Source organism: Capnocytophaga sp. HP1101, from assembly GCF_054772415.1.
The window spans coordinates 29,843-47,478 of sequence record NZ_BPUU01000020.1 but is presented as its reverse complement, the minus strand read 5'-3'; the positions used below and the strand labels follow the sequence as shown (position 1 = coordinate 47,478).

Sequence of the window (17,636 nt, the reverse complement as noted above, 5' to 3'; positions counted from 1 at the left end):
GTTTATCTCGATTTTTTCTTTTCAACAACTACAGGTTCCAAATCGGCTTTAGAGCCCACAATGATTTTCTCGTACTCTTTAAGACCAGTACCCGCAGGAATACGGTGACCTACGATTACGTTCTCTTTCAAGCCATCGAGGAAGTCGACCTTGCCGCTTACGGCAGCTTCGTTCAACACTTTGGTAGTTTCCTGGAAGGAAGCTGCTGAGATGAACGATTTGGTTTGCAATGAAGCACGAGTGATACCTTGCAACACCGGCATAGCGGTAGCAGGGATGATATCACGAGCGATTACCAATTTCTTATCGGAGCGTTTGAGGAGAGAGTTCTCATCGCGCAATTCGCGCAAAGTAACTATTTGTCCCGCTTGCAAGTTCTCAGAATCACCAGCATCTTCCACTACTTTTTTGCCGAATAGACGGTCGTTTTCGGTGATAAAGTCATCTTTGTGTACCAATTGACCTTCGAGGTAAAGAGTATCACCTGGGTCTTGGATTTCCACTTTGCGCATCATTTGGCGAACGATTACCTCAAAGTGTTTGTCATTGATTTTTACCCCTTGGAGGCGGTATACCTCTTGAACTTCGTTCACCAAGTACTGTTGAACGGCAGAAGGGCCTTTGATACGCAAGATATCATCAGGAGTTACAGAGCCATCGGAGAGCGGTTTACCAGCACGTACAAAGTCGTTTTCCTGTACCAAGATTTGGCTTGAGAGTTTCACCAAGTACTTGCGTTCTTCACCCGAACGTGAAGTAACAATAACTTCTTTGTTACCACGTTTGATTTTACCGAATGACACCACCCCGTCAATTTCAGAAACGATAGCAGGGTTCGATGGGTTACGCGCTTCGAAAAGCTCGGTAACACGAGGGAGCCCCCCAGTAATATCGCCCGCTTTGGCAGAGCTACGCGGTATTTTCACGAGTACTTTACCTTCTTCAATCTTGCTGTTGTTATCCACCATAATGTGAGCACCTACTGGCAAGTTGTAAGAGCGGAGTGTTTCGCCGTTTTTATCAACGATAAGCAACGTAGGGATGAGCTTTTTGTTACGTGATTCCACGATCACTTTTTCTTGGAAGCCTGTTTGCTCGTCTATTTCCACTTGGTAAGTAACTCCCTGTTCGATATCTTCATAAGCGATTTTACCAGAGTATTCCGAGATGATTACCGCATTATAGGGATCCCACTGGAAGAGTAAAGTTCCTTTTTTCACCTCTTCTTTGTCTTTTACAAAGATATGCGCTCCATAAGGAATATCGTGTGTTTGAAGTACCATTTTGGTAGTAGGGTCAAGCACGCGGAGCTCAGATGAACGCACTACTACGTCCACAGGGGTTTGTTCGTTGTCTTTACCACGAACTACCCGTAAGTCTTCTATTTCTAGTACACCGTCAAAACGGGCTTCAGTCTTATTTTCTTCTGATACGTTACCCGCAACCCCACCTGCGTGGAAGGTACGCAAGGTAAGCTGGGTACCTGGTTCACCGATAGACTGGGCAGCTACTACTCCTACGGCTTCCCCTTTCTGTACCATACGTCCGGTAGAAAGGTTTCGACCGTAACATTTTGCACAAATACCGTGTTTTGCTTCACAGGTAAGTGCCGAGCGTACTTCTATCATATCGATAGGAGCGGCTTCTATTTTATCTACTATTTTTTCAGTAATTTCTTCACCAGCACCCACAATAAGTTCTTCGGTGAGAGGATTGTATACATCGTGGAGCGATACACGTCCTAAAACGCGCTCGCCAAGAGTTTCTACTACTTCCTCGTTCTTTTTGAGGGCACGCACTTCCACCCCACGCAAGGTTCCACAGTCTTCTGTATTAATAATCACGTCTTGCGATACGTCTACCAAACGACGAGTTAAGTAACCTGCGTCGGCTGTTTTCAAAGCGGTATCGGCAAGACCTTTACGGGCACCGTGGGTAGAGATAAAGTATTCGAGGATAGATAGCCCTTCTTTAAAGTTCGACAAGATAGGGTTCTCGATAATTTCACCACCCCCTACGCTCGATTTCTTAGGTTTTGCCATCAAACCACGCATACCGGTAAGCTGACGAATTTGCTCCTTTGAACCACGCGCTCCGGAGTCGAGCATCATATACACTGAGTTGAATCCTTGTTGGTCTGTACTGATGCGTTTCATTGCCAATTCAGTAAGTTGCGCATTGGTAGATGTCCACACGTCAATCACCTGATTATAACGTTCGTTGTTGGTGATGAGCCCCATATTATAGTTCATCATAATACCATCTACGAGTCCGTTAGCTTCGGCTATCATATCAGCTTTTTCTTGCGGAATGATGATATCCCCTAAACTGAACGACAATCCACCTTTAAAGGCAAAACGGTATCCCATATTCTTGATTTTGTCAAGGAAGTCTCCCGTTACAGGAATGCTAGTAGCTTTGAGGATACGACCGATGATATCACGCAATGATTTTTTGGTAAGTACCTCGTTGATGTAGCCTACTTCCAAAGGTACAAGCTCATTGAAGAGCACACGTCCAGTGGTAGTTTCTACTACGGGATAATACACATTGCCATTTTCGTCGAGGTCACGCACTTTCACTTTAATAAAAGCGTTTAAGCTGAGCTTTCCTTCGTTATAAGCGATATTCACTTCTTCTGCTGAATAAAAAACTGAGCCTTCCCCTTTAATAGGATGTTCAGGGGTAGACTTACGACCTTTGGTGATGTAGTAAAGCCCCAAGACCATATCTTGTGAAGGTACAGTAATAGGCGAACCATTCGCAGGGTTGAGGATATTGTGTGAAGCCAACATCAATAGTTGTGCCTCTAAGATAGCCTCAGGACCTAATGGCAAGTGCACCGCCATTTGGTCACCGTCGAAGTCGGCATTGAACGCTGTACATACAAGCGGGTGCAACTGTATTGCTTTCCCTTCGATGAGCTTAGGTTGGAATGCCTGAATACCCAAACGGTGCAAAGTAGGAGCACGGTTCAGTAGTACAGGGTGACCTTTAATTACATTCTCCAAAATATCCCATACTACGGGCTCTTTCTTGTCAATGATTTTCTTAGCTGATTTCACCGTTTTCACAATACCGCGCTCGATGAGCTTACGTATTACAAACGGCTTATAGAGTTCGGCTGCCATATTCTTTGGCAAACCGCATTCGTACATTTTGAGTTCAGGACCTACCACAATTACCGAACGTGCTGAATAGTCTACACGTTTACCGAGGAGGTTCTGACGGAAGCGCCCTTGCTTACCTTTCAATGAGTCAGAAAGTGATTTAAGCGGACGATTAGACTCTGTTTTTACAGCTGATGATTTACGTGTGTTGTCGAAAAGTGAATCTACCGACTCTTGAAGCATACGTTTCTCATTGCGCAAAATCACATCAGGCGCTTTGATTTCCATCAAGCGTTTTAAACGGTTATTGCGAATAATCACACGTCTGTAAAGATCGTTAAGGTCGGAAGTCGCAAAACGTCCCCCATCGAGCGGTACCAACGGGCGCAATTCAGGCGGAATCACAGGAATCACCTTCATTATCATCCATTCAGGTTTGTTCTCGCGGTTTCTTTGAGATTCGCGGAACGCCTCTACCACTTGTAAGCGTTTAAGAGCTTCAGTTTTGCGTTGTTTAGAACTTTCGTTATTAGCTTTGTGACGCAAGTCGTAAGAAAGTGCGTCTAAATCCAAACGTTCTAAGAGTTCAAGAAGACACTCAGCCCCCATTTTAGCGATGAACTTATTAGGGTCAGTATCTTCTAAATATTGGTTATCAGCAGGAAGACTCTCAGTAATAGCGAGATATTCTTCTTCTGAAAGGAAGTCTAAGTATTGTAAATCTTCACCTTCTAGTCCTTTGGCAATACCTGGTTGGATAACTACATAGCGCTCGTAGTAGATAATCATATCCAACTTTTTCGAAGGAAGCCCTAACAAATAACCTATTTTGTTAGGTAATGAGCGGAAATACCAAATGTGAGCGATAGGTACCACAAGATTGATATGTCCTACTCTTTCGCGGCGTACTTTTTTCTCGGTTACTTCCACGCCACAACGGTCGCAGACGATGCCTTTATAACGAATGCGTTTGTATTTACCACAAGCACATTCATAGTCCTTTACAGGACCAAAAATACGCTCACAAAACAACCCGTCGCGTTCAGGTTTGTGAGTACGATAGTTGATAGTTTCAGGTTTAGTAACCTCACCGCGTGAAACGGCTAAGATAGATTCAGGAGAGGCCAAACCAATCGAAATCTTATCAAATTTAGGAACAGCTGTATTTTTTTCTCTTGCCATATTATTTATGGTGAATATAATAAATTTATCGGGCTTCATAGAGGTCTCCCCACGAAGCCTATTTACAAAATATCGTGCAAAAGTACAACTATTTTTTAAAATAGCAATTATTTTTTCGTAATATTTTTAGAAGAATATTTTAAAAGGTTGATAGTTAGTAGCATAAAAATTATCGAAGTCTCAAACTTTTACACTTTCAAAGTTTCTACTCGCCTGTCCTGCTACAACCTTTGCCAAAGTTTCTAATTTGCTTGTCGTGCTATGCCCTTTCTCAAAGTTGAAATCTCCTCCGTATTACCTTCATCATTCTTCCCTGGTCACTCGTCATTTCTGCCCTTATCCGTCGCTATCTTCCCCCTAGTGCCTATGCCCTAAGACCCCACACCACCTCATTTTCTCATTTCCCAATTTACTAATTCTCTAATTATCCCTTCTCTTTTCCGTCGCCACATTCCCCTTTTTTCGTCGCTCTCTACTCGTCACTACACCCCCTCTCCTTGGGAGAGGGACGGGGGGAGGATTCCTTTTCTTTCGCCTCGAAACTCCGTTTTTAACATTTTTAGTGTTGTTGTATTATATTATTATCCAACTATTTATATACCCTTCCTATACCAATCGTCCAAGATTCGTATAAGCTTCCTATAAGCTCTCTATAAGCTAACCCCACCCTACTTACAGCCTTTTTTCATCAAAAACCCTTCCTCCCCTCTTCCGAACTTTTCCGTTTCCTTCCGAATTCCTCAACCTTTCCCCATTTGCTAATTTTTCCCCGCCTGCCGTGCTACGGCTGCCTGTGTGGCTCACACAGCCTGTGCGGCTCGCACCTTTGGCAAAGTTGATTATTTCTGGTATTATTGGTATTATTTGGTTTTATTGGCATTTATCTCATTCTCCAATCTGCTAATTTTCTCTGCCCGTCATGCTACGACCTTTGGGAAAGTGTGGCAGTGCATATTAAACACTAAAATAGTGAAATACAAACTTAGGGAATTGCTCACCAAGGTTGTAATATCCTTTGATGATAGCAAAATATTCCTTCTCCTCCCACAAATGAGCTTCTATTCCTACCGTAGTATCGTCATTATTGAAGTTATAGACGCTTAAGTTTATCCCTCCTCTTTCTTTTTTATCCATTTCTTCTATTGGGAAAAGGTGCAACACGCTTTTATCTTCTACAAAATCGAGCATTTCATAGATTTCTTCTAAAAACTCTCCTGAAATATCAAATTTTTCAGCTAATACTTGGGTATCTTCGGCTTTATAAGCTTCTAAAAAGTCCGAAAGGGTGTGGTAAATCTCTGTTTTAAGGGCTTGTGTAATATTCATAATATGTTTGTAGGATATTAGGTTGAAAATTTTGTACAATTGCCCACTTATATTCCACACAATACACGCCTCTATGGGTATTACCAATAGCACTCATAAAAGCATCTGCAATGGTATTAGCTTCTTGTAGGCTAATATTAAAGATTTGCTCCAAAAGATTCCTACGTTTATTTTTTCCCCCAGTCAACAGGTGCCCATTGGGTAAGATGCCAAGGAAAATCATTAAGGTCTATTCCGTTGTATTTCTCATAGATATCCCCACCTTTTTCCCAAGGGTTAGGCTTCCCTTGTACCATTTCGTTTATAGGGTGTTCAGCAGTAAAGGCGTGGCAAAAAAGATTCTTATCGGCTGCATAACCTCCATATTTCTGTACCGCTTTGGCTACCAAAAGAGTAAAAGAACGAAGTTTTAGCTTGTTAAGGTCTATGTTAGGATCTATGCGAAACCATTGTCCTTGCAAGGGAGCATTGGGGTTTGTTGAAGTTCCATCTCCTTGTTTTGCTGGGTAAGAAAAGCCTTTTCCTGCATTAGCAATAGTAAATGACAAAGCGTGTTTTATCTCGCCTTTTCGTGCCTCTGCGATGCCTATTTGAGAGAGTGGATTGAGCATACACACTACTGCCGACCCTCCTGTGGTGTGTTGCATCGCAAAGTTGTCCTTACCCAAATCTTTGAAATTTGGCTTTGCTTTAAAATATCCCGAAGCAGCAAAATGCCAAGTACCTTTCTCATCTTTAACAGCGTAAAAATATTCTCGCATTATTCCTGTTGCTCTGTCATAAACGGCAAAAGCTCTATCCCCTCCGCCTGCCGGTTGTGCATATTTAGGCAAGGGAATACGTCCCGTAGTATACTTAATAAGATCTTGTCTGTAAATAACTCTATTATCTTTAGATTCAAAATAGGCGTATTCCTGATGAGGATTATTAGAATCTACCACATAAATAGGGATATTATAAGATGTTGTACACAATGAAGTTAGCACCGTTTTTTTGAATTTTTCAGGCAGATATTCAGCGGGCATTTTAGGCATATAAGCAGCTATGGCAGCCGAGTTCGTTGCTAAAGGCATATTTTTAACTTCTCTTGTGAAAATAGACCCCTGAGCTATATAAGGATCAAAGAGACTTCCCGTATAATAATACCCTTTCTGCTGTTCATCTTCTCCTGCTTGTTTGCCACAAGCAGATAATATGAGTAAAAAGAAAATAAGTGTTTTGTTACGTATCATTTTAAATATTTCTATTGATTTCATACTCTCCTCTAAAAAATCAACTCAAAGAGAGTTGTATTGCCGATCCTTATCTTAACCTTGTATGTTCTTTTTGCATATAACATTTTCATATCTTAAAACATCGACAGTTTCATTAATATATCGGTTTGAGCATCAGAACCTAAGACGAAGGTGTGGGTATCAAAAGCTACAAATCCATTTTTTTGGTAAAAACGTAAGGCTCTTTTGTTCTTCTCCCATACCCCCAGCCATACATAGGGTACTCTTCGCTCTTTAGCTACTTCAATAGCTTTTTGATAAAGCGCTTGACCTACCCCACTGCCGTGAAATTCCTTCAACACATAGATACGTTCTATTTCCATTGCATTAGGGTCTTGTGGTTCTGTTTGAGCAGAGGCAAAATTAAGCTTCAAATAACCTATCACCTTGTTTTCTTCTTCAGCAAAGAAGAAAAGAGAATCTGGATTTGATAGTTCTTGCTGTACTTTGCTTGTCGCAAAACTTGTAGTGAGGTATTGCTCCATATCCTCTGGAGTATTAGTATCAGCGAAGGTTTCATAGAAAGTTTGTTTGCCAATAGCCTGCAATAAGGCTATATCAGTTGTGATGGTAGGACGTATATTCATATTGGTATATTAAGTTGTAGTTCAGTATTATTATCCGCTAATAATTTCTAAGCTAAGGCGATAGTTATCATTGAGCCTTATATTCATCAAGTGCCCCAAAAAGTAATCAGGGTTGATATTCTGTATTATCGTCAGTGGTGTAAGTAAGTTGTTGTTTAGAAAGAAAACGCACAAATATACATTTTTTTCAGCGAAAAACAATATTTTGACTTTAATTTCCTAATTTTGTATCCCAAAAGAATAATGATGAAAGAACTAAAAAATCTATTACAGCAAGTCGCTACTATCACCCAAAAGAACAACGAACTTTTGGACGCTACGGGAGGGCGCTTTAATATGTTTCGCATCTGTGGGGTAAATCATTATGAAAATACTCATTCTGCCATTATTGCCGAATTGCTAAACCCCAAGGGCTCTCATTCACTAAAATCAGCCTTCCTCGAAGCCTTTTTAAACCTAATCGACAAAGATTCTATACCCACTACATTCAATCCCTCAACAACAACTGCTTACACCGAATATACTACCGATAACGGACGTATAGATATCCTCATAGAAGACGACCAAAAGAATGCTCTTATCATAGAAAATAAAATCTACGCACCTGACCAACGCGAACAACTAAAACGCTACAACCAATATGCTCAAAAACAGTATAAGGCGTATAAGATTTATTATCTTACACTCTTGGGAGATAAGGCTTCAGAGCAAAGCGGTGAAGGGGTAAACTACCTCCCCATTTCTTATTCTGATACTATTATCAAGTGGTTAGACCAATGTATTACCCTATCAGCTCGCTTGCCCATAGTACGTGAAACCCTCATTCAGTACAGTAACCATTTAAAAACACTCACAAATCAAGATATGAACACCAAAAATCAAGAAGAAATAGTAAAAACTTTAGGTGATTTTGGCAACTTAGAAGCCGTACAAAGCATTTTCCTGAACTATCCCAAAGTATTTAATTACTTAGCCCAAACACATTTGAACCCTAAAATGGACTCTTTTGCTAAGGACAGAAAATTAGAATACCATTACGAGGAAGCTCACGAATCACATATAAGTTTTTATCTTAGTTGTAAAGAATGGGAAGATAAAGTAAATATAAGCTTCGATTTTGAAGAAGGAGGTTATTACTACGGAGTATATAATGACCCCGAAAAGCATCAAATTTCAGAAGAAAATAAAACAACTTTGCACCAACGTTTGCAAGAAAAAGGAATTCCTATTCGTGAAACAGAATGGTATCCTTTTTATGAAAACATCAGCAACTTAACAGTAGAGCTTTGGGAGAGAGATATTGTAAAAAGTGAAGCTTTCTTCAAGAGTTGTACACAAAAAATAGAAATACTATTAGATGCCTTAAAAGGATTAAAATTGTAGTAAATAATCTATCTTATTGCTAACTAACTCCTACATAAAAACAAAAATTCCAAACTACTGAATATTCAATAGTTTGGAATTTTATTATAACTTCAACAATTAATTATTAACTTAACCATTAATCATTATTCTTCAAGTCTAATATCCAATCCAAGACCTTTAAGTTCGTGCATCAATACATTGAAAGATTCTGGCAATCCTGGTTCTGGCATTGTCTCACCTTTTACAATCGCTTCGTAAGTTTTGGCACGACCTACTACGTCGTCGGATTTTACAGTTAAGATTTCGCGTAAGGTACTAGAAGCTCCATAAGCCTCCAATGCCCATACCTCCATCTCTCCAAAACGCTGTCCACCAAATTGGGCTTTACCTCCCAAAGGTTGTTGGGTGATAAGTGAGTACGGACCGATAGAACGAGCGTGCATCTTATCGTCAATCATATGTCCGAGTTTGATCATATAAATCACACCTACAGTTGCTTTTTGGTCGAAACGTTCACCGGTACCACCATCGTATAGGTAAGTATGACCAAAACGCGGTACGCCTGCTTCATCAGTAAGCTCATTGATTTGCTCTAATGATGCTCCATCGAAGATAGGAGTTGCAAACTTCTTACCGAGCTTTTGTCCTGCCCAACCCAATACAGTTTCGTATATCTGACCGATGTTCATACGTGAAGGTACCCCAAGAGGGTTCAACACGATGTCTACCGGAGTTCCGTCTTCAAGGAACGGCATATCCTCATCGCGAACGATACGTGCTACGATACCCTTGTTACCGTGGCGACCTGCCATCTTATCACCTACTTTTAGCTTACGTTTCTTAGCCACGTAAATTTTAGCTAATTTTAGAATACCTGCAGGTAATTCGTCTCCCACAGCAATGGTAAATTTATCGCGACGTAATCCTCCTTGCAGGTCATTTTCACGAATGCGATAGTTGTGCAAAAGGTCGTCTATAAGACCGTTGATGTGCTTATCGTCAGTCCAACCTGCAGAAGTAAGGTGAGCATAATCCTCAATGCCTTCAAGCACTTTTTTAGTATATTTCTTACCTTTAGGCACAATTTCTTCACCGAGGTCGTTCACTACTCCTTCCGAAGTCTTTTCAGCTACCAAGCTATATAATTTTTCCAATAATTTAGAGCGAAGAGCTTCAAACTTAGCGTTGTAATCAGCTTCTAATTGTGCTACGTCTTCTTTATCTTTACTGCGTTTGCGTTTGTCTTTTACCGCACGTGAGAACAATTTCTTGTCGATAACCACCCCATAAAGTGAAGGTGAAGCTTTTAGAGAAGCGTCTTTCACATCGCCCGCTTTATCACCAAAGATAGCACGGAGGAGTTTCTCTTCAGGGGTAGGGTCTGATTCTCCTTTAGGAGTAATCTTACCGATAAGAATATCCCCTGGGCGTACTTCTGCTCCAATGCGAATCATACCGTATTCGTCCAAATCCTTGGTTGCATCTTCCGATACGTTAGGAATATCATTAGTAAGCTCTTCGGCTCCCAATTTAGTATCACGCACTTCCAAAGCGTATTCATCAATATGGATAGAAGTAAATAAATCCTCGCGTACAGCGCGTTCCGAAATCACAATCGCGTCCTCAAAGTTATAACCTTTCCAAGGCATAAATGCTACCTTCATATTACGACCGAGTGCTAACTCTCCGTTTTCAGTAGCATAACCTTCACACAACACCTGACCTTTTTTCACTCTCTCACCTTTTTCTACTATCGGTTTTAGGTTGATACAAGTGCCTTGGTTTGTTTTTTGGAATTTGATAAGGTTATATACTGTTTCATCAGCATCAAAGCTTACCAATTTTTGTTCATCAGTACGGTCATAAGTGATAATGATTTTATCAGCATCTACATAATCAACTGTACCATCACCCTCTGCGTTCATAAGCACACGGGCATCTGAAGCTACACGGCGTTCCAAACCTGTTCCTACGATAGGCGCTTCAGGTCTTAACAAAGGTACTGCCTGACGCATCATATTCGAGCCCATCAACGCACGGTTCGCGTCGTCGTGTTCCAAGAACGGAATAAGGGAAGCCGAAATAGAAGCGATTTGGTTAGGAGCAACGTCTATATATTGTACTTCGTTAGGTTCAATTACAGGGAAGTCACCATCTTCTTTTACAACCACTTTTTCCTCAGTGATATTAGCTTTATCGTCTAATGCGATATTAGCCATACCAATTTTGAGTCCTTCTTCGTCTTCGGCAGTGAGGTAGGTCATATCTTTAAGATCTACCTTCCCATTAGTAACTTTGTGGTAAGGCGTTTCTATAAAGCCCATACCGTTTACCTTCGAGAATACCGCCAACGAAGATATCAAACCGATATTTGGTCCTTCTGGGGTTTCAATAGGGCACAAGCGTCCGTAGTGAGTATAGTGTACGTCTCGCACCTCAAAGCCCGCACGCTCACGCGACAAACCTCCAGGTCCTAAGGCGGACAAACGGCGTTTGTGAGTAATCTCAGCCAATGGATTCGTTTGATCCATAAACTGAGATAATTGGTTTGTACCAAAGAACGAGTTAATCACAGACGAAAGAGTCTTCGCATTGATTAAATCGATAGGAGTAAATACCTCGTTGTCACGTACGTTCATACGTTCACGAATAGTGCGCGACATACGAGAAAGACCTACGCCAAACTGAGCTGCCAATTGCTCTCCTACCGTACGCACACGGCGGTTAGACAAGTGGTCGATATCATCTACCTCTGCTTTAGAGTTGATGAGCTCAATCAAATATTTCACGATAGTGATGATATCCTCTTTGGTAAGCACTTGCTTTTCCATAGGGGTATCCAATCCCAATTTTTTGTTGATACGGTAACGCCCTACGTCTCCCAAGTTGTAACGTTGGTCTGAGAAGAATAGCTTGTCGATAATACCGCGAGCGGTTTCCTCATCGGGTGGTTCAGCATTACGCAACTGTCGGTAAATGTGTTCCACTGCTTCTTTCTCAGAGTTGGTAGGGTCTTTTTGTAAAGTATTGTGGATAATGGTATAATCAGTAGCCTGACTATCTTCTTTGTGAAGAAGAATGGTCTTTACATCAGCTTCTAAGATTTCTTGAATGTTATCTTCATCGAGTACAGTATCGCGGTCGAGGATAATCTCATTACGCTCAATAGATACTACCTCTCCGGTATCTTCGTCTACGAAGTCTTCGTGCCAAGTATTGAGTACACGGGCAGCCAAACGACGACCGATGTATTTTTTAAGCCCTGTTTTAGAAACCTTTATTTCTTCTGCAAGGTCGAATATTTCCAATATATCTTTATCGCGTTCAAACCCAATCGCACGGAAGAGTGTTGTAACAGGGAGTTTTTTCTTACGGTCGATATAGGCGTACATCACGTTGTTGATATCGGTAGCAAACTCAATCCACGAACCTTTGAAAGGAATAATACGTGCGGAGTAGAGTTTAGTACCATTAGCGTGAAACGACTGTCCGAAGAATACCCCAGGTGAACGGTGTAGCTGCGAAACCACTACTCGCTCCGCCCCGTTGATAACGAATGTCCCGCTTGCTGTCATATAAGGAATTGTACCCAAATAAACATCTTGCACAATAGTTTCAAAATCCTCGTGCTCAGGGTCAGTACAATAAAGCTTTAAGCGAGCTTTCAGAGGTACACTATAGGTAAGACCGCGCTCTATACATTCTTGAATAGAGTAGCGTGGAGGATCTACGAAATAGTCGAGAAACTCCAATACGAATTGGTTGCGAGTGTCCGATATAGGAAAGTTCTCCTTAAAGGTATGATATAATCCCTCGTGCACTCGGTCTTCCGATTTGGTCTCCATCTGAAAGAACTCTTGAAACGATTTGATTTGAATATCCAAGAAGTCAGGGTATTCAGGAACGTGTTTCACGGAAGCAAAATTCACTCTTGCGGTTTGATTCGTAAGCATTTTCTTTACTTTAATATTATTGTTTAATCGTTAGTAGTAAGTCGTTAGTCGTGAGTTTGGCATAGTTAAGACTTTGTCAAAGTCCTAAACTTTTTTTAAAGTGAATATGGCATAAATCTCTCGCCATAATATCGTTGTTGTATTGTCGCCTTAAATTACAAAATGGTTTAGGCCTTTTTTCTATTAAAAAAGACCTAAACCTTATAGGGTTTATAAGTAAAATTATTTCAATTCTACTTCTGCACCAGCTTCTTCTAAAGATTTTTTAAGCCCTTCAGCTTCTTCTTTAGAAACTCCTTCTTTTACTTTTGAAGGAGCGCCGTCTACTACTTCTTTAGCTTCTTTTAGTCCAAGACCAGTTAAGTCTTTTACTAATTTAACAACCGCTAATTTGTTAGCTCCTGCTGATTTTAAGAATACATCAAACTCTGTTTTTTCAGCACCTGCATCAGCTGCACCTCCTGCGGCTCCACCTCCTGCTGCTACTGCTACTGCTGCTGCAGCTGGTTCAATGCCGTACTCATCTTTCAAGATTTGTGCAAGCTCGTTTACTTCTTTAACGGTTAAGTTTACTAATTGTTCTGCGAAATTTTTTAAATCTGCCATTTTTTCTATCGTTTTTGTTTAATTGTTTAAAAATAAATTCTGTGCGTTCTGTTTTACTTTTCAGATAAAGTCTTGATAATACCAGCCAATTTTCCTCCTCCTGATTTGAGGGCTGAAACCACGTTCTTGGCAGGTGATTGGAGCAAGCCAATGATTTCGCCAATAACTTCGTTCTTAGATTTAAGAGCTGATAAGGTGTCTAATTGATTGTCGCCAATAAATACAGCGGCATCCACATAAGCCCCTTTCAAGATAGGTTTATCTGATTTCTTGCGAAACTCTTTGATGAGCTTAGCAGGGGCATTCCCTACTTCAGCATACATCAATGAGGTGTTCCCTTTGAGAATGCTTGGTAATTCACCAAACTCTTTTTCTGAAACTTCCATTGCTTTGGCAAGCAAGGTATTCTTCACAACTGCCAATTTGATATTCGCTTTAAAACAAGCACGACGCAATGCCGTAGTGTCTTGAGCGTTCAAACCAGTTAAATCTGTTACATAAATAACATTACTATCAGCTAACTGTGCAGTTAAATTGTCTATTACTAATGATTTTTCTTCTCTTGTCATAATTCCGGTTTTTAACTACAAATTAAACTGTTTTAGTGTCTACTGCAATACTTGGGCTCATTGTAGATGAAAGGTAAATCGATTTCATATACGTACCCTTAGCAGCCGTAGGTTTCATCTTTATCAATGTTTGAATCAACTCGTTGGCGTTGTCTACAATCTTCTCAGCAGTAAATGATACTTTACCAATCGAAGCGTGTACAATACCTGTTTTGTCTACACGAAAGTCGATTTTACCTGACTTTACTTCTTGTACAGCCTTACCAATTTCCATAGTAACGGTACCGGTTTTAGGGTTAGGCATCAAGCCACGAGGACCTAACACACGTCCTAACGGACCTAATTTACCCATTACTGCAGGCATTGTAACGATTACGTCTACATCAGTCCAGCCGTCTTTTATCTTTTGTAGATATTCATCAAGCCCTACATAGTCAGCCCCAGCAGCTTTAGCTTCCGCTTCTTTCTCTGGAGTTACTAAGGCAAGCACTCGCACGTCTTTTCCTGTCCCGTGAGGAAGCGTAACTACGCCACGCACCATTTGGTTTGCTTTACGTGGGTCTACCCCTAAACGCACCGCAATATCCACTGAAGCATCAAATTTAGTGTAAGTGATTTCTTTCAATAATGCTGAAGCCTCTTTCAGTGTATAGAGCTTGTTTCTATCAACTTTTGCAAGAGCTTCTTTGTGTTTCTTTGTTAATTTTGCCATATTGCTTTGCGATTAAAAAGGTTTTTCTCCAGTTACTGATATACCCATTGAGCGTGCCGTACCAGCAACCATACTCATTGCAGATTCAATTGTAAATGCATTCAAATCAGGCATCTTGTCTTCTGCAATTGCTTTCACTTGTTCCCAAGTGATACTTGCTACTTTCTTACGGTTTGGCTCTCCAGAACCTCCTTTAACCTTAGCGGCTTCCAACAGCTGAACAGCAGCAGGCGCAGTCTTAATAACAAAATCAAATGACTTGTCCTTGTAAACGGTGATAACCACAGGAATTACTTTCCCTTGTTTGTCCTGCGTACGTGCGTTGAACTGCTTGCAGAACTCCATAATATTAACACCGGCAGCACCTAATGCGGGTCCAATTGGTGGCGAAGGATTCGCTTGACCTCCCCGAGCTTGTAGTTTAACTACTTTACTAACTTCTTTTGCCATTGTTTATAATTAATAATTTATTTAAATGCCTCTGTTACGAGGGCTTTGTTACAGTTTTTCTACTTGGGTATAGCTTAGCTCTAATGGTGTTTTGCGCCCAAAGATTTTTACCATCACCTCAAGTTTGCGCTTCTCTTCATTCACACGCTCTATGGTAGCATTAAAGCCATTGAATGGACCATCTATAAGTTTCACCATTTCACCTACTTCAAACGGAATCGCTACCGTTTCTACCGTCTCTGCTAATTCATCTACCTGACCAAGCATACGGCTTACATCAGCTTTGCGCAAGGGTAGCGGGTCTCCCCCTTTGGTCTCACTTAAAAAACCTACTACTCCTGGTATAGATTTAATGATATGCACTACCTCACCCGCTAAGTGAACCTTCACCATTACATAACCAGGCATATGCACCCTATCCTTTGTGGTCTTCTTGCCATTGCGCACCTGAACCACCTTTTCAGTAGGCACTAATACTTCCTCCACATAGTCCGCATAACCCAAACGTGAGGTTTCGTTCTCTATATAGTTCTTTATTTTGTTCTCCTGACCGGTAACGGTTTTAATTACATACCATTTTTTTTCTATTAATCCAGACATCCTCGCTGTTTTTATTTCATAAATTCAAAATACTTACCTATAAGGTATTCAAATGAAGAATCCATCCCCCAAATTACTAAGGAAAATAGAATAGAAAACACCACTACTACCACCATTTCTCTCTGTGCATCCGAAATAGCAGGCCACGTAACGTGGTTCGTTAGCTCTTCATAAGACTCTTTAATGTATTGAATCATAACCTATTAGTATTATAAATGAGTAATATTACGCCTATTTATGTGCGCTTTTGGGTGGCAAAAGTACGGCGAATTTTTCAATCCACCAAACTTTTTATAATATTTTTTCAACCTTTGTACTCCCCTACCCCATTCTTTTACCTTTTACCTTTACTCACATATCCCGCTATAAGCCCTCGCTGGCTTTACCTTTTACCTTTTACCTTTTGCCTTTTACCTGCCCGTGCGGCTCGCACCTCGCACTATTCCAAAGCACAATCCTTCCACCCCATCGCTTGCTTGTATAAACTCAATGATTTACTCGGCACCACCACTTTACCCCGATAGCCCATCTTATTTATCGCAGGAGGTGTTGTAGCCTTGCTGTGCAATTCCACAAGTCCGCTGTTTTCAAAGGCACCCAAATCTATCTTTTCTATAGTGCTCGGCAATTTCAGCTCTTTTAGGTTAGCGCAACCGTAAAATGCCTGCACCCCTATTGAGGTCGTAAACTTCGATAACCTAACCTCCGTGAGATTTGTACAGTTGTAAAACACCTTCGAAGCCACCACAGTCACCGCTTTAGGCAATTCCACCTCTTGTATACGCTCACATTCAGCAAAAGCAAAACCACCTATGTATTTCACCTCATCAGGCAATATGAGATACTGCAAACTTTTGCATCCGTAGAAAGCCCCGTAATAAATATCGGTGAGCGCCAATGGCATCTGCACTCGTACTAACGAACTACAATTCTTAAAAGCCTGCATATTTATCTTCTCCACTGTATCGGGGATAACCACTGCTGTCAAACTCGTGCAATCCAAAAAAGTATCATTTAGTATATGCCTCAATCCATACGGCAACTTTACCTTCATCAAACTACTACAACTGTTGAAAGCACTTGCCCCTACAAACACTACACTGTCAGGGATATCAATGCTCATCAACCGCCTGCAATACTCAAAAGCATCATCGCCTATACTCTCCAATTCCTTAGGAAAAGTTACCGAAGAAAGGTTCTCACAGTACGCAAAAGCACTACTCCTTATATTCTTTATACTTTCAGGAAGTACCAACTTTTGTAACTGCTTGCATTGGTAAAAAGCCCCAGAAGAAATCACCGTTAGCCTTCCTCCCAGAAAGTTCACTTGTTGCAAGCCTAAACAATCCATAAAAACACGGTTGCCCAAGTCGCTCACATTTTCCGGAATCCCTATCTTTTTCAGTGAAGAACAACCCCTAAAAGCCTCTTCCCCTATGGTAATAACCGAATTAGGCAACTCAATCGCCCACAGTTTAGCACAATTCGCAAAAGCACGAGCCCCTATTTCAGTTACCGAATTAGGAAACATTTCCACCTTCGTAAGATTCGTACAGCCCGAAAATGCCCCTTCTCCAATAGTTGTCACCGTTCCTGCAATGCTGATAGATTTAAGTTGAAGGCAATCTTTAAAGGCTTCTTTGCCAATCACATTCACTGTACGAGGGAGCTCTACACTTCCATCGCGAGGCAACTTATTGTTGTCACATTTCAGTAGCACCCCATCACTGATGGTAAGCGCTTCCAAACCTTTTTGTGCAAACGTGAGTTCGCTTAGAAGTAGTAACCCTAAAAAGAAGTATTTGTAGATAGCGGTAGTCATTATTCTGATGTTTTTAGGGCGCAAAAGTACACATTTTTAGCATATCTCACAAACACCCTCCAAACTTTTATTCCCACACA

General features: G+C 40.9%; 13 protein-coding genes. 1 reads left to right on the top strand and 12 read right to left on the bottom strand.

The features are described from left to right. Positions 1-2: 2 nt before the first annotated feature. From rpoC to RCZ04_RS10880, 4 genes are all read right to left on the bottom strand, one after another. Positions 3-4,292, bottom strand: coding sequence for a DNA-directed RNA polymerase subunit beta' (gene rpoC, locus RCZ04_RS10895; RefSeq protein WP_460486067.1), 4,290 nt, complete (start codon positions 4,290-4,292; stop codon positions 3-5). A 954-nt stretch (positions 4,293-5,246) separates the two neighbouring features. After that, positions 5,247-5,618 (bottom strand): hypothetical protein, encoded by a 372-nt coding sequence (locus tag RCZ04_RS10890; protein ID WP_460486066.1) that lies wholly within the window; start codon positions 5,616-5,618, stop codon positions 5,247-5,249. A 167-nt stretch (positions 5,619-5,785) separates the two neighbouring features. After that, positions 5,786-6,850, bottom strand: coding sequence for a hypothetical protein (locus tag RCZ04_RS10885; protein ID WP_460486065.1), 1,065 nt, complete (start codon positions 6,848-6,850; stop codon positions 5,786-5,788). Between the two features lie 116 nt (positions 6,851-6,966). Continuing rightward, a complete protein-coding gene (locus RCZ04_RS10880; protein ID WP_460486064.1) occupies positions 6,967-7,479 on the bottom strand; it encodes a GNAT family N-acetyltransferase in 513 nt (170 codons plus the stop codon). A 243-nt stretch (positions 7,480-7,722) separates the two neighbouring features. Here RCZ04_RS10880 and RCZ04_RS10875 point away from each other — a divergent pair, with 243 nt between their 5' ends. Then, entirely contained in the window at positions 7,723-8,862 is a 1,140-nt protein-coding gene (locus RCZ04_RS10875; protein WP_460486063.1) for a PDDEXK-like family protein, read from the top strand. A gap of 125 nt (positions 8,863-8,987) precedes the next feature. On the opposite strand, the gene rpoB is transcribed toward RCZ04_RS10875, so the two are convergent. The 8 genes from rpoB to RCZ04_RS10835 all read right to left on the bottom strand — a co-directional run bounded on the left by rpoB (position 8,988) and on the right by RCZ04_RS10835 (position 17,556). After that, the gene (rpoB, locus tag RCZ04_RS10870; RefSeq protein WP_460486062.1) at positions 8,988-12,797 is read right to left on the bottom strand and encodes a DNA-directed RNA polymerase subunit beta; all 3,810 of its coding nucleotides are present in this window, start codon (positions 12,795-12,797) and stop codon (positions 8,988-8,990) included. 222 nt (positions 12,798-13,019) lie between these two features. Further along, complete coding sequence (rplL, locus tag RCZ04_RS10865; RefSeq protein ID WP_460486061.1) at positions 13,020-13,403, bottom strand: ribosomal protein bL12; 384 nt, start codon at positions 13,401-13,403, stop codon at positions 13,020-13,022. 53 nt (positions 13,404-13,456) lie between these two features. Further along, the gene (gene rplJ, locus RCZ04_RS10860; protein WP_460486060.1) at positions 13,457-13,972 is read right to left on the bottom strand and encodes a 50S ribosomal protein L10; all 516 of its coding nucleotides are present in this window, start codon (positions 13,970-13,972) and stop codon (positions 13,457-13,459) included. A 22-nt stretch (positions 13,973-13,994) separates the two neighbouring features. Beyond that, positions 13,995-14,684: a 50S ribosomal protein L1 gene (gene rplA, locus RCZ04_RS10855; protein WP_460486059.1), complete on the bottom strand. Its 690-nt coding sequence runs from the start codon at positions 14,682-14,684 to the stop codon at positions 13,995-13,997. A gap of 12 nt (positions 14,685-14,696) precedes the next feature. Next, positions 14,697-15,134 carry a 50S ribosomal protein L11 gene (gene rplK, locus RCZ04_RS10850; RefSeq protein ID WP_460486058.1) on the bottom strand — a complete coding sequence of 146 codons (438 nt, stop codon included), beginning with the start codon at positions 15,132-15,134 and terminating at the stop codon, positions 14,697-14,699. Positions 15,135-15,182: 48 nt separating this feature from the next. Beyond that, the gene (gene nusG / locus RCZ04_RS10845) at positions 15,183-15,734 is read right to left on the bottom strand and encodes a transcription termination/antitermination protein NusG (protein ID WP_002673668.1); all 552 of its coding nucleotides are present in this window, start codon (positions 15,732-15,734) and stop codon (positions 15,183-15,185) included. An 11-nt stretch (positions 15,735-15,745) separates the two neighbouring features. Next, positions 15,746-15,931 (bottom strand): preprotein translocase subunit SecE, encoded by a 186-nt coding sequence (gene secE, locus RCZ04_RS10840; RefSeq protein WP_460486057.1) that lies wholly within the window; start codon positions 15,929-15,931, stop codon positions 15,746-15,748. 242 nt (positions 15,932-16,173) lie between these two features. Further along, positions 16,174-17,556 carry a leucine-rich repeat domain-containing protein gene (locus RCZ04_RS10835; RefSeq protein ID WP_460486056.1) on the bottom strand — a complete coding sequence of 461 codons (1,383 nt, stop codon included), beginning with the start codon at positions 17,554-17,556 and terminating at the stop codon, positions 16,174-16,176. Positions 17,557-17,636 lie beyond the last annotated feature (80 nt).

What these genes read in the sequence shown, in the direction of transcription:
- rpoC (WP_460486067.1), bottom strand. Translation starts at nt 4,292, where the DNA reads ATGGCAAGAGAAAAAAATACAGCTGTTCCTAAATTTGATAAGATTTCG.
- RCZ04_RS10890 (WP_460486066.1), bottom strand. Translation starts at nt 5,618, where the DNA reads ATGAATATTACACAAGCCCTTAAAACAGAGATTTACCACACCCTTTCG.
- RCZ04_RS10885 (WP_460486065.1), bottom strand. Translation starts at nt 6,850, where the DNA reads ATGATACGTAACAAAACACTTATTTTCTTTTTACTCATATTATCTGCT.
- RCZ04_RS10880 (WP_460486064.1), bottom strand. Translation starts at nt 7,479, where the DNA reads ATGAATATACGTCCTACCATCACAACTGATATAGCCTTATTGCAGGCT.
- RCZ04_RS10875 (WP_460486063.1), top strand. Translation starts at nt 7,723, where the DNA reads ATGATGAAAGAACTAAAAAATCTATTACAGCAAGTCGCTACTATCACC.
- rpoB (WP_460486062.1), bottom strand. Translation starts at nt 12,797, where the DNA reads ATGCTTACGAATCAAACCGCAAGAGTGAATTTTGCTTCCGTGAAACAC.
- rplL (WP_460486061.1), bottom strand. Translation starts at nt 13,403, where the DNA reads ATGGCAGATTTAAAAAATTTCGCAGAACAATTAGTAAACTTAACCGTT.
- rplJ (WP_460486060.1), bottom strand. Translation starts at nt 13,972, where the DNA reads ATGACAAGAGAAGAAAAATCATTAGTAATAGACAATTTAACTGCACAG.
- rplA (WP_460486059.1), bottom strand. Translation starts at nt 14,684, where the DNA reads ATGGCAAAATTAACAAAGAAACACAAAGAAGCTCTTGCAAAAGTTGAT.
- rplK (WP_460486058.1), bottom strand. Translation starts at nt 15,134, where the DNA reads ATGGCAAAAGAAGTTAGTAAAGTAGTTAAACTACAAGCTCGGGGAGGT.
- nusG (WP_002673668.1), bottom strand. Translation starts at nt 15,734, where the DNA reads ATGTCTGGATTAATAGAAAAAAAATGGTATGTAATTAAAACCGTTACC.
- secE (WP_460486057.1), bottom strand. Translation starts at nt 15,931, where the DNA reads ATGATTCAATACATTAAAGAGTCTTATGAAGAGCTAACGAACCACGTT.
- RCZ04_RS10835 (WP_460486056.1), bottom strand. Translation starts at nt 17,556, where the DNA reads ATGACTACCGCTATCTACAAATACTTCTTTTTAGGGTTACTACTTCTA.